Source organism: Streptomyces sp. NPDC048172 (assembly GCF_043202595.1).
In the GTDB taxonomy this organism is placed as follows: domain Bacteria; phylum Actinomycetota; class Actinomycetes; order Streptomycetales; family Streptomycetaceae; genus Streptomyces.
The window spans coordinates 178,179-190,112 of sequence record NZ_JBIDAT010000001.1 but is presented as its reverse complement, the minus strand read 5'-3'; the positions used below and the strand labels follow the sequence as shown (position 1 = coordinate 190,112).

Here is an 11,934-nt window from a genome sequence, read left to right as displayed (position 1 = left end):
TGGGTCTGAACGGGGTCGCGGGAGGGCCGGAGTGCCGTGCGGGGCACCCCGGCGAACCCGTCAGACCTCTTCGACGCTGCTCGGCTCGCGCCGGGACAGGTCGATGCCGAGCTCCTCCGCCGCGCGGAAGACGTCCTCGTCGGTGTCGCGCATCTCGATCGACATGCCGTCCGAGGACAGCACCTCGACGTTGAGACAGAGCGACTGCATCTCCTTGATGAGCACCTTGAAGGACTCGGGGATGCCGGGCTCGGGGATGTTCTCGCCCTTGACGATGGCCTCGTAGACCTTCACGCGGCCGGTGACGTCGTCGGACTTGATGGTGAGCAGCTCCTGGAGGGCGTAAGCGGCGCCGTACGCCTCCAGCGCCCACACCTCCATCTCGCCGAAGCGCTGGCCACCGAACTGGGCCTTACCACCCAGCGGCTGCTGGGTGATCATCGAGTACGGACCGGTCGAACGGGCGTGCAGCTTGTCGTCGACCAGGTGGTGCAGCTTGAGGATGTACATGTACCCGACCGAGATCGGGTCCGGGAACGGCTCGCCGGAGCGGCCGTCGAACAGCTGCGCCTTGCCGGAGGGCTGGACCATCCGGTCACCGTCGCGGTTCGGGATCGTCGAGTTGAACAGACCCGAGATCTCGTCCTCGCGCGCGCCGTCGAAGACCGGCGTCGCGACGTTGGTCCCCGCGGCGACCTCGTCGGCGCCGATCGCCTGGAGGCGCTGCATCCACTCCTCGGAGCCCTCGACCTTCCAGCCCTGGGAGGCCAGCCAGCCGAGGTGGATCTCCAGGACCTGCCCCGGGTTCATCCGGGACGGGACGCCGAGCGGGTTGAGGATGATGTCGACCGGGGTGCCGTCCTCCAGGAACGGCATGTCCTCGACCGGCAGGATCTTGGAGATGACGCCCTTGTTGCCGTGCCGGCCCGCGAGCTTGTCACCGTCGGTGATCTTGCGCTTCTGGGCCACGTAGACCCGCACGAGCTGGTTGACGCCCGGGGGAAGCTCGTCGCCCTCCTCGCGGTCGAAGACGCGGACGCCGATGACCTTGCCGGTCTCGCCGTGCGGCACCTTCAGCGAGGTGTCACGGACCTCGCGCGCCTTCTCGCCGAAGATCGCGCGGAGCAGCCGCTCCTCGGGGGTCAGCTCGGTCTCGCCCTTGGGGGTCACCTTGCCGACGAGGATGTCGCCCGCCTCGACCTCGGCACCGATGCGGATGATGCCGCGCTCGTCGAGGTCGGCGAGGACCTCCTCGGAGACGTTCGGGATGTCCCGGGTGATCTCCTCCGGGCCGAGCTTGGTGTCACGGGCGTCGACCTCGTGCTCCTCGATGTGGATCGAGGAGAGGACGTCGTCCTGCACCAGGCGCTGGCTGAGGATGATCGCGTCTTCGTAGTTGTAGCCCTCCCAGGGCATGAAGGCCACGAGGAGGTTCTTGCCGAGGGCCATCTCGCCCTCGTCGGTGGACGGGCCGTCGGCCAGGACCTGGCCCTCGACCACGCGCGCGCCCTCGTCCACGAGCACCTTCTGGTTGAAGGAGGTGCCCTGGTTGGAGCGGGTGAACTTGGCGATGCGGTACGTGGTGTACGTGCCGTCGTCGTTCGCCACCGTGACGTAGTCCGCGGAGACCTCCTGGACCACGCCCTCCTTCTCGGCCTTGATCACGTCACCGGCGTCGACCGCGCAGCGGTACTCGATGCCGGTGCCGACCAGCGGCGACTCGGCCTTGATGAGCGGCACGGCCTGCCGCATCATGTTCGAGCCCATGAGCGCGCGGTTGGCGTCGTCGTGCTCCAGGAAGGGGATCATGGCGGTCGCGACCGACACCATCTGGCGCGGCGAGACGTCCATGTAGTCCACGTCGTCGCCCGGGATCAGGTCGACCTCGCCGCCACGGCGGCGGACGAGCACGCGGTCCTCGGCGAAGCGCATGTCATCGGCGAGCGGCGCGTTCGCCTGGGCGATCACGAACCGGTCTTCCTCGTCGGCCGTGAGGTAGTCGACATCGTCCGTGACGGTGCCCTCGATCACCTTGCGGTACGGCGTCTCGACGAAACCGAAGGGGTTCAGCCGGCCGTACGAGGCGAGCGAGCCGATCAGGCCGATGTTCGGGCCTTCCGGCGTCTCGATCGGGCACATGCGGCCGTAGTGCGAGGGGTGCACGTCACGGACCTCGAAGCCCGCGCGCTCACGGCTCAGACCACCCGGGCCCAGCGAGTTCAGACGCCGCTTGTGCGTCAGACCCGAGAGCGGGTTCGTCTGGTCCATGAACTGGGACAGCTGGCTGGTGCCGAAGAACTCCTTGATGGAGGCGACGACCGGCCGGATGTTGATCAGGGTCTGCGGCGTGATCGCCTCGACGTCCTGGGTGGTCATGCGCTCGCGCACGACGCGCTCCATACGGGCGAGACCCGTACGGACCTGGTTCTGGATCAGCTCGCCGACGTTGCGCAGGCGGCGGTTGCCGAAGTGGTCGATGTCATCGGTCTCGATGACGATCTCCTGGCCCTCGGCGGAGGTCGACTCGGTCTCGCCCGCGTGCAGCTTCACCAGGTACTTGATCGTGGCGATGACGTCGGCGGTGGTGAGCACGCCGGAGTCCAGCGGCTCGTCGCCGCCGAGCTTCTTGTTGATCTTGTACCGGCCGACCTTGGCCAGGTCGTACCGCTTCGGGTTGAAGTAGAGGTTCTCCAGCAGCGTCTGCGCGGCCTCACGCGTCGGGGGCTCGCCCGGGCGCAGCTTGCGGTAGATGTCGAGCAGCGCGTCGTCCTGACCCTGGGTGTGGTCCTTCTCCAGGGTGGCGCGCATGGACTCGTACTGGCCGAACTCCTCCAGGATCTGCTCGGTGGTCCACCCGAGCGCCTTGAGCAGGACGGTCACGGACTGCTTGCGCTTGCGGTCGATGCGCACACCGACCATGTCGCGCTTGTCGACCTCCATCTCCAGCCAGGCACCGCGGGACGGGATGACCTTGGCGGAGTAGATGTCCTTGTCGGAGGTCTTGTCGATCGAGGAGTCGAAGTAGACACCCGGGGACCGGACGAGCTGGGTGACGACGACACGCTCGGTGCCGTTGATCACGAAGGTGCCCTTGTTGGTCATGAGCGGGAAGTCGCCCATGAAGACCGTCTGGGACTTGATCTCGCCGGTCTCGTTGTTGGTGAACTCGGCCGTGACGAAGAGCGGGGCCGCGAACGTGAAGTCGCGCTCCTTGCACTCGTCGATCGAGTTCTTGGGGGGCTCGAAGCGGTGGTCGCGGAAGGTCAGCGACATCGACCCGGAGAAGTCCTCGATCGGGGAGATCTCCTCGAAGATCTCTTCCAGACCGGACTTGGTGGGGACGTTCTGTCCACTGTCCAGGGCGGCCTCGACGCGAGCCTTCCAGGCGTCGTTGCCGAGCAGCCAGTCAAAGCTCTCGGTCTGGAGCGCGAGAAGGTTCGGAACCTCGAGGGGCTCCTGGATCTTCGCAAAAGAGATACGCAGCGGGGCAGTGCTTGCGCCGTTGTTCGAATTGGCAGTCGAGGCAGTGCGCGAGGCGGCCAAGAGGGGGTCCTTCCGAGGGCTCGGACTCTCTACACGCATACCGGTGCCCCTGGTGACGGGCAGGGGGCAGCTAAAAGGCAGCGCAAAGGGTCAGTGTAGCCACCAGGCCCACTGATGTCCAGAGCGGATTTCAGGAAACCGGCTCACGCCCCGGTCTCCACCTCCTGCGGTTGTTCTTCTCTTCCGCAGAACCCTCCCGGCGGCCTCGATTCGCCGGGCCGGACTGCGCCTGCCGCAACACTTCCCGCTCCGCCCTCGATCCATGCCTCGGATCCTGGATCGATGTGACGACGCGTCCCGAGAATTGCGCGCTGCGTGCCGTTCGTCAAGGCCCCCTCGGGCAACGAAGATCACCATACCCGCACCGGCGAGCAGGACGGCGCAACCGTCGCAGGGACGCCGAAGGGCGACCACCCGTGTGGGTGATCGCCCTTGGCTGCTTCCCCACTCTTACGAGGGGGGAAGCGGTGACTCAGAGAGTCGTGAGGGTCACTTGACCTCGACGGAAGCGCCGGCGGCCTCGAGGGACTCCTTGGCCTTCTCGGCGGCGTCCTTGGCGACCTTCTCGAGGACCGGCTTCGGCGTGCCGTCCACGAGCTCCTTGGCCTCCTTCAGACCCAGCGAGGTCAGCTCACGCACGACCTTGATGACCTGGATCTTCTTGTCGCCCGCGCCGGTGAGGACGACGTCGAACTCGTCCTGCTCCTCGACGGCCTCGGCGGCGGCACCCGGGGCACCCGGGGCGGCGATCACGGCGGCGGCCGGGGCGGCGGCCTCGACGTCGAACTTCTCCTCGAACTTCTTGACGAAGTCGGAGAGCTCGATGAGGGTCATCTCCTCGAACTGCGCGAGCAGGTCTTCCTGGCTGAGCTTCGCCATGGTGGCGGTCCTTCCACTAAGTCGGCTGGTGCCGGATGTACATAAGAGGCGGGCGTACTACGGGCCCGCTGCGATCCCCGTACGTACGGAGATCAATGCGCGAGCCGAGTTACTCGGCACCGCCCTGCTCGTCCTTCTTGCTGCGAAGCGCCTCCGCGGTGCGGGCGAACTTCACGAGCGGGGCCTCGAAGGTCGCCGCGGCCTTGGCCATGGACGCCTTCATGCCACCGGCAAGCTTGGAGAGCAGCACCTCGCGGGACTCGAGGTCCGCGAGCTTCTTGAGGTCGTCGGCGCCGTACAGCGCACCGTCGACGATGCCGCCCTTGATCACGAGGGCGGGGTTGTCCTTGGCGAAGTCACGAAGACCCTTCGCCGCCTCGACCGGGTCACCGGTCACGAAGGCGACGGCGGACGAGCCCTCGAAGAACTCGTCCAGCTCGTTGATCCCGGCCTCATTGGCCGCGATCTTGGTCAGCGTGTTCTTCACCACACGGTACTGAGCGTTGTCACCGAGTGACCGGCGCAGCGTCTTGAGCTGCGCGACGGAGAGTCCGGTGTACGCGGTGACCACCGCGGCGTTCGAGTTGCGGAACTTGTCCGTGATCTCGGAAACCGCGTCGATCTTGTCGGGCGCGACCTGTTCCCTCGCCATGGGCCTCGGCCTCCTTCCGGGTGATGAGGACCGCTCGGAAGGGGCTGAACAGACGAAACGCCCCAGCGCAGGCGCATGGGGCGGTACTCGACCGGGACGCGATGCGCTCCGGGAGTGCTTCCTCAAATCACCTGCGCGGGCCGTCCGCAGCTAGCGGATCCTTCGGTCACCGTGCCCTCTGTGCGAGCACGACGACGACCAGCGGTCTTTGGCTTCTCGACGAGAGTACGCGAACGGCCCCTCCGGCGCCAAATCCGCCGAAGGGGCCGCAGAAGCCCGAAGGGGCCGCGTTCGCGACTGCGAGCGTCAGGGTCAGCTCGCGCCGGAGCCCGCGCCCGCGCCCCCGCTCATCATCTTCTCGAAGCTGACCGCGCCGGACGGCTCGCTGACGTTCACGTCGGTGCCGTAGTCCGTGTAGTACACCGTGTTGTCCACGCTGGTGGTGCCCTGCTTGTTCTTGGCGGTCTCCCGCTTCTTGACCAGCAGGTCCTTGTCGTCGATCCAGAGGTCGATCCGCTCCTTGGTGAGCCCCTGCTGCTGGAACTGCTGCTCCAGGGCCTGCAGGTCGGACTCGCTCAGGTCCTTCGACTGCATCCGGGTCAGCTCGCTCAGCTTGACGTCGCCCGTGTAGTGCGTGGCCTTGACCCCGCGCACGGACTCGCTGCCGACCGCCTTGACCTTGCCGGTGGCCATGAGGAGCTGGACCGAGCGCGCCGGGTTGTTGTTCTGGATCTGGTCCTTCATGTACGCGCCGGACGGGCCCGCCTTCTTGGCCAGCACGTCGTAGTCGTACTCGATCCACTTGCCCTGGGCCGCGCCCGCGGCCATCTGGATGTACATCGCGTCCGGGAGGTAGCGGGCCTGCATCGGCTTGTTGCCCGCGCCCATCGCGGCGCCGCCCTGCATGGTGATCTCGGCCTTGCCGGTCATGCCGCCCTCCGACCAGTCGAAGGACCCCTTGTTGGTCGAGTTCATGGCCTGGCCCTGGACCGTCTGCTTCTGGTCGCCGTCGACGCGGGCCGACTTCTGCTGCTCGGTCGTCGTGGACGCCGTCTTGAGCGCGGCGAGTGCGCTCTGCGCCGGCGAGCCCCCGGCCTTCTTGCCGCCGCCCTCCCCGCCCTTGTCGCCGCCCCCGTCGCCGTCGCTGCCGCAGGCCGTGAGGCCCGCCATCAGTACGACACCTGCCGCCGCGGCGACTATTCGAGTCCTGCGCACGGGATCTACCCCCCGGTTGGTTACGTATGTCTTTAACCGCACCTTACGTAAAGCCTGAGACGCCTGGGTCGCCGGGACGGGTTCCCGGGGGCACCGCGACGGCGAAAAGGCCGGTGCCCGCCTCCCCGGAGGGAGACGGGCACCGGCCTCACGCTGTGCGCTGCCGCGCGGTCCTGACGGCTCAGACGGCCGCCGGGTCCTCCTCGACGAGGAGGTTGCGGGTGCGGTTGGAGTCGACCGGGATGCCGGGGCCCATCGTGGTGGAGACCGTGGCCTTCTTGATGTAGCGGCCCTTGGCGGCGGACGGCTTCAGACGGTTGACCTCCTCAAGGGCGGCGGCGTAGTTCTCCACGAGCTGCTGCTCGCTGAAGGACGCCTTGCCGATGATGAAGTGCAGGTTCGCGTGCTTGTCGACACGGAACTCGATCTTGCCGCCCTTGATCTCCGTGACGGCCTTGGCGACGTCCGGGGTGACGGTGCCGGTCTTCGGGTTCGGCATCAGGCCACGCGGACCGAGCACGCGGCCGAGGCGGCCGACCTTGCCCATGAGGTCCGGGGTGGCGACGACGGCGTCGAAGTCGAGACGGCCGCCGGCCACCTCCTCGATGAGTTCGTCGGAGCCGACGATGTCGGCGCCCGCGGCTTCCGCGGCCGCAGCACGGTCACCGGTCGCGAAGACCAGGACCCGGGCGGTCTTGCCGGTGCCGTGCGGAAGGTTCACGGTGCCGCGGACCATCTGGTCGGCCTTGCGCGGGTCGACGCCCAGGCGCATGGCGATCTCGACGGTCGCGTCGAAGTTCTTCGTGGAGGTGTCCTTGGCGAGACGGACGGCCTCGAGCGGCGCGTACAGACGCGTCCGGTCGACCTTGGCGTCCGCGTCGCGGAGAGTCTTGCTGCGCTTCACTGCTGCTCCTAGCGGTGATGGAGTCGTGGTGCGGACCAGCGCTTGGCCCTGCCACGGCGGTACGGGAGGTGCGGGACGGGATGCCGGGACCGGATTCCGGTGGACCGGCGACCTGTCGTCGTCAGCCCTCGACGTCCACGCCCATGGAACGGGCGGTGCCGGCGATGATCTTCTCGGCGGCGTCCATGTCGTTGGCGTTCAGGTCGGGCATCTTGGTCGTGGCGATCTCGCGCACCTGGTCGCGGGTGATCTTGGCGACCTTGTTGGTGTGCGGGACGCCCGAGCCCTTCTCCACGCCGGCGGCCTTGAGGATCATCTTGGAGGCCGGGGGCGTCTTGGTGATGAAGGTGAAGGAACGGTCCTCGTAGACCGTGATCTCCACCGGGATCACCCAGCCACGCTGCGACTCGGTCGCGGCGTTGTACGCCTTGCAGAACTCCATGATGTTGACGCCGTGCTGACCCAGCGCCGGACCGACCGGCGGAGCCGGGTTGGCGGCACCGGCCTGGATCTGGAGCTTGATCAGCCCCGCGACCTTCTTCTTCTTGGGAGGCATGTTCTCTCCGGGTCCTGGTGAGAGGTGATTCGTCCTCCGCCCTTCACCCGGGCGGAGGCATACCGCACAACGATAGCCCGTACCGTCGCGCGGATTGAAACCGAGCAGGTCAGACAGTCCCTAGGGGCTGCCTGACCTGGCCGGAAGCGCTGTCTGCGAAGAGGCTGAGAGGCTCAGTTCTTCTGGATCTGGTCGAAGCTCAGCTCGACCGGGGTCTCGCGGCCGAAGATCTCGACGAGGCCCTTGACCTTCTTCGAGTCGGCGTTGATCTCGTTGATCGTCGCCTGGAGGGTGGCGAAGGGGCCGTCGGTGACGGTGACCGAGTCGCCGACCTCGAAGTCGAGGACCTGGACCTCGACCTTGCGGCCCGGGGTACCCGAGGGCTTGCCCTCCTCGTCGGCCGCGGCGGCCTTGGCGGCCTTCTCCTCGGCCTCCGGCGCGAGCATCTTGACGATCTCGTCGAGGGTGAGCGGGTACGGGTCGTAGGCGTTGCCGACGAAGCCGGTGACGCCCGGGGTGTTGCGGACGACGCCCCAGGACTCGTTCGTCAGGTCCATGCGCACCAGGACGTAACCCGGGAGCTTGTTCTGACGGACGGTGCGGCGGTCGCCGTTCTTGATCTGGACGACCTCCTCCTGCGGCACCTCGGCCTGGAAGATGAAGTCCTCGACGTTGAGCGACACGGCGCGCTGTTCGAGGTTGGTCTTCACGCGGTTCTCGTAACCGGCGTAGGTGTGGATCACGTACCACTCGCCGGGGAGGAAGCGCAGCTCCTCGCGGAGGGCGGCCACCGGGTCGACCGGCTCCTCTTCCTCCGCCTCCTCGGCGGCCTCGGCCACCTCTGTCTCTTCTCCCAGAGCGTCGGCGTCCTCGGCGGTCTCCGCGACGGCGTCCGTCTCGACGTGGACAGCGGCCTCCTCGGCCGCCTCCCCTGCCGCGGCGTCGGCAGCTTCCGCCTGGTCAACGCTGGCGTCCGCAGCCTCGACGATGTCGCGCGCGGTGTCATCGCCCTCTGCGGGCTCGACGGCGTCGTTCAGGTTCGGCTCAGACACGGTGGCTGCTTCTTCCTGGCTTCAAGGGGTCGAACATGCGGAAAGCGCCGCCGGAAGGGCGGCTCCGCAGGAGGTCAGCCGAAGACATACTTCATTACTTCGGACAACCCATAGTCAATCACGAACACCAAAGCGATGATGATGACGACGAAGACGATCACCACGGTCGTGTACGTCGAGAGCTGGTTGCGCGAAGGCCAGACGACCTTGCGCAGCTCCGCGACGATCTGGCGGTAGAACAGCGCGAGTCGGGCCAGAGGCCCCTTCTTCCCGCGCTTGCCGCCCCGTCGGGGCTTCTTGCCTTCCGACGACCCTCCGGGTTCGGGGACCTCGGTGGTATCCGTGATCTCCGTCACTCGTCCTCACCTGATCCGGGTCGTGGCCCTGCGGCGTCCGGCCCGGCCGCACGGCGGTGCATTCAGTGCATTTCGTTGACGTACGCAAGCACACACCTGGCGACGTGTGTGTAGCAGGGCCGGAGGGACTCGAACCCCCAACCGCTGGTTTTGGAGACCAGTGCTCTACCAATTGAGCTACGACCCTTTGTGTCTCCCTCAACCTACCGCATCCGCGCAGCCACATGGAGTGCGTACTCCGGGTGACGGTTGAAGGCCAACGACGTGTGAGTGTACGTGCTCCCGGCGCGGGCGTCGAACAGGTACCTCCGCCGTACCCGGCAAACCCCCGTGCCCGGGGTCCGGCGGGTCTGGGAACATGCCTGTATGACCGCTGCGACTCCCCCTGCACAGTCCCCCGCCGAGCGACGCGTATCGGCTCGTGTCGGTGCCATCTCCGAGTCGGCGACGCTCGCCGTCGACGCCAAGGCGAAGGCCCTCAAGGCCGCCGGGCGCCCGGTGATCGGCTTCGGCGCCGGTGAGCCCGACTTCCCCACGCCCGACTACATCGTCGAGGCCGCGGTGGAGGCCGCCCGCGACCCGAAGAACCACCGGTACACCCCGGCGGGCGGACTTCCCGAACTGAAGTCCGCCATCGCCGAGAAGACGCTCCGCGATTCCGGTTACGAGATCGAGGCGTCGCAGGTGCTGGTCACCAACGGCGGCAAGCAGGCCATCTACGAGGCGTTCGCCTCGATCCTGGACCCGGGCGACGAGGTCATCGTCCCCGCGCCGTACTGGACCACCTACCCCGAGTCGATCCGCCTCGCGGGCGGCGTCCCCGTCGACGTCGTCGCCGACGAGTCGACCGGGTACCGGGTCTCCGTCGAGCAGTTGGAGGCCGCACGCACCCCGAACACGAAGGTGCTGCTCTTCGTCTCGCCGTCCAACCCGACGGGTGCGGTCTACTCGCGCGAGCAGATCGAGGAGATCGGCCGCTGGGCCGCCGGGCACGGCCTGTGGGTGCTCACGGACGAGATCTACGAGCACCTGGTCTACGGCGACGCCGAGTTCCACTCGCTGCCGGTCGTCGTCCCCGAGCTGCGCGACAAGTGCATCGTGGTCAACGGCGTCGCGAAGACGTACGCGATGACGGGCTGGCGCGTGGGCTGGGTCATCGGCCCGCAGGACGTCATCAAGGCCGCCTCGAACCTCCAGTCGCACGCGACGTCCAACGTCAGCAACGTCTCGCAGCGCGCCGCGCTCGCCGCCGTCTCCGGCGACCTGGAGGCCGTCGCGAAGATGCGCGAGGCCTTCGACCGCCGCCGCCGCACCATCGTGCGGATGCTCAACGAGATCGAGGGCGTCGTCTGCCCCGAGCCCGAGGGCGCGTTCTACGCGTACCCGTCGGTGAAGGGCCTGCTCGGCAAGGAGATCCGCGGGAAGCGGCCGCAGACCAGCGTCGAGCTGGCCGCCGTGATCCTGGAGGAGGTCGAGGTCGCGGTCGTCCCGGGCGAGGCGTTCGGCACCCCGGGCTACCTGCGGCTGTCGTACGCGCTGGGTGACGAGGACCTGGTCGAGGGCGTCTCCCGGATCCAGAAGCTGCTGGCGGAGGCCCGCTGATCCGCTGACACGTCTGCCGCCGAGCGGTCCCCGGGGCTCTCCCCGGGGACCGCTCGCGTTTTCGGGGGACGGCCCGATCGAGGAACCCGCTACCCCGCGCGCGGGCGGATGCGGCAAGATCTTGGGATGTTGCACGAAAGCGCGAGCGGAAACGGCACGAGACGGGACCTGAGGGCGCTGCCGAAGGCGCATCTGCATCTGCACTTCACCGGTTCGATGCGCCCGGGCACGCTGCTGGAGCTGGCCGACAAGTACGGCGTCCACCTGCCCGAGGCGCTCAAGGGCGGGGAGCCGCCCAGGCTGCGCGCGACGGACGAGCGCGGCTGGTTCCGCTTCCAGCGGCTCTACGACATCGCGCGGTCCTGTCTGCGCTCCCCCGAGGACATCCGGCGGCTGGTGCGCGAGGCCGCCGAGGAGGATGTGCGGGACGGCTCGCGCTGGCTGGAGATCCAGGTCGACCCGACCTCGTACGCGCCGCGGCTGGGCGGTCTGACGCCCGCGCTGGAGATCATCCTGGACGCCGTGGAGAGCGCCTCGCGCGAGACCGGGCTCGGGATGCGGGTGGTCGTCGCGGCGAACCGGATGAAGCACCCGCTGGACGCCCGTACGCTCGCGCGGCTCGCCGTCCGCTTCAAGGACCGGGGCATCGTCGGCTTCGGGCTCTCCAACGACGAGCGGCGCGGCTTCGCACGCGACTTCGACCGGGCCTTCACCATCGCCCGCGAGGGCGGGCTGCTGGCCGCGCCGCACGGCGGCGAGCTGTCGGGGCCGCGCAGCGTGCGCGACTGCCTGGACGACCTGCGCGCCGGCCGCGTGGGCCACGGGGTGCGCGCGGCCGAGGACCCGTGGCTGCTGGCGCGGCTGGCCGAGCAGGGCGTGACCTGCGAGGTGTGCCCGGCGTCGAACGTCGCGCTGGGGGTGTACGAGAAGGCCGAGGACGTGCCGCTGCGCACCCTGTGGAAGGCCGGGGTGCCGATGGCGCTGGGCGCGGACGACCCGCTGCTGTTCGGCTCGCGGCTCGCCGCCCAGTACGAGCTGGTCCGGGAGGCGCACGGCTTCTCGGACGACGAACTGGCCGAGCTGGCACGCCAGTCCGTACGGGGCGCGCGGATGCCGGATGCCGTACGGGACGGGGTACTGGCCGACATCGACGCCTGGCTGGCGTCCTAGGGGCC

General features: G+C 68.2%; 10 protein-coding genes and 1 tRNA gene. 2 read left to right on the top strand and 9 right to left on the bottom strand.

Translation table 11 applies throughout. The annotated features are described in order from the left end of the window. Positions 1-60 precede the first annotated feature (60 nt). The 9 genes from rpoB to ACGF3A_RS00840 form a co-directional block, all read right to left on the bottom strand. Positions 61-3,543 carry a DNA-directed RNA polymerase subunit beta gene (gene rpoB / locus ACGF3A_RS00880; protein ID WP_393724413.1) on the bottom strand — a complete coding sequence of 1,161 codons (3,483 nt, stop codon included), beginning with the start codon at positions 3,541-3,543 and terminating at the stop codon, positions 61-63. Between the two features lie 489 nt (positions 3,544-4,032). Beyond that, positions 4,033-4,422 (bottom strand): 50S ribosomal protein L7/L12, encoded by a 390-nt coding sequence (gene rplL, locus ACGF3A_RS00875; protein WP_393724411.1) that lies wholly within the window; start codon positions 4,420-4,422, stop codon positions 4,033-4,035. A gap of 109 nt (positions 4,423-4,531) precedes the next feature. After that, positions 4,532-5,074, bottom strand: a complete 543-nt coding sequence (rplJ, locus tag ACGF3A_RS00870; protein ID WP_393724409.1) for a 50S ribosomal protein L10 — start codon at positions 5,072-5,074, stop codon at positions 4,532-4,534. Positions 5,075-5,386: 312 nt separating this feature from the next. Next, on the bottom strand, positions 5,387-6,289 hold the full coding sequence (locus ACGF3A_RS00865) for a hypothetical protein (protein WP_393724407.1): 903 nt from the start codon (positions 6,287-6,289) through the stop codon (positions 5,387-5,389). A gap of 181 nt (positions 6,290-6,470) precedes the next feature. Beyond that, positions 6,471-7,193 (bottom strand): 50S ribosomal protein L1, encoded by a 723-nt coding sequence (rplA, locus tag ACGF3A_RS00860; RefSeq protein ID WP_393724405.1) that lies wholly within the window; start codon positions 7,191-7,193, stop codon positions 6,471-6,473. Between the two features lie 121 nt (positions 7,194-7,314). Next, a complete protein-coding gene (rplK, locus tag ACGF3A_RS00855; protein WP_344528193.1) occupies positions 7,315-7,749 on the bottom strand; it encodes a 50S ribosomal protein L11 in 435 nt (144 codons plus the stop codon). A gap of 173 nt (positions 7,750-7,922) precedes the next feature. After that, a complete protein-coding gene (gene nusG / locus ACGF3A_RS00850; protein ID WP_393724403.1) occupies positions 7,923-8,801 on the bottom strand; it encodes a transcription termination/antitermination protein NusG in 879 nt (292 codons plus the stop codon). A 74-nt stretch (positions 8,802-8,875) separates the two neighbouring features. Continuing rightward, entirely contained in the window at positions 8,876-9,157 is a 282-nt protein-coding gene (gene secE / locus ACGF3A_RS00845; RefSeq protein WP_344528197.1) for a preprotein translocase subunit SecE, read from the bottom strand. 114 nt (positions 9,158-9,271) lie between these two features. Then, positions 9,272-9,344: transfer RNA gene (locus ACGF3A_RS00840), tRNA-Trp, on the bottom strand. Positions 9,345-9,523: 179 nt separating this feature from the next. Between ACGF3A_RS00840 and ACGF3A_RS00835 the strand changes: the two genes are divergently transcribed. Together ACGF3A_RS00835 and ACGF3A_RS00830 are read left to right on the top strand one after the other, a co-directional pair. Continuing rightward, the gene (locus tag ACGF3A_RS00835; protein ID WP_393724401.1) at positions 9,524-10,759 is read left to right on the top strand and encodes a pyridoxal phosphate-dependent aminotransferase; all 1,236 of its coding nucleotides are present in this window, start codon (positions 9,524-9,526) and stop codon (positions 10,757-10,759) included. A 126-nt stretch (positions 10,760-10,885) separates the two neighbouring features. Then, positions 10,886-11,929, top strand: coding sequence for an adenosine deaminase (locus ACGF3A_RS00830; RefSeq protein WP_393724399.1), 1,044 nt, complete (start codon positions 10,886-10,888; stop codon positions 11,927-11,929). Positions 11,930-11,934 lie beyond the last annotated feature (5 nt).

What these genes read in the sequence shown, in the direction of transcription:
- rplL (WP_393724411.1), bottom strand. Translation starts at nt 4,422, where the DNA reads ATGGCGAAGCTCAGCCAGGAAGACCTGCTCGCGCAGTTCGAGGAGATG.
- ACGF3A_RS00835 (WP_393724401.1), top strand. Translation starts at nt 9,524, where the DNA reads ATGACCGCTGCGACTCCCCCTGCACAGTCCCCCGCCGAGCGACGCGTA.
- rplJ (WP_393724409.1), bottom strand. Translation starts at nt 5,074, where the DNA reads ATGGCGAGGGAACAGGTCGCGCCCGACAAGATCGACGCGGTTTCCGAG.
- rplK (WP_344528193.1), bottom strand. Translation starts at nt 7,749, where the DNA reads ATGCCTCCCAAGAAGAAGAAGGTCGCGGGGCTGATCAAGCTCCAGATC.
- ACGF3A_RS00830 (WP_393724399.1), top strand. Translation starts at nt 10,886, where the DNA reads ATGTTGCACGAAAGCGCGAGCGGAAACGGCACGAGACGGGACCTGAGG.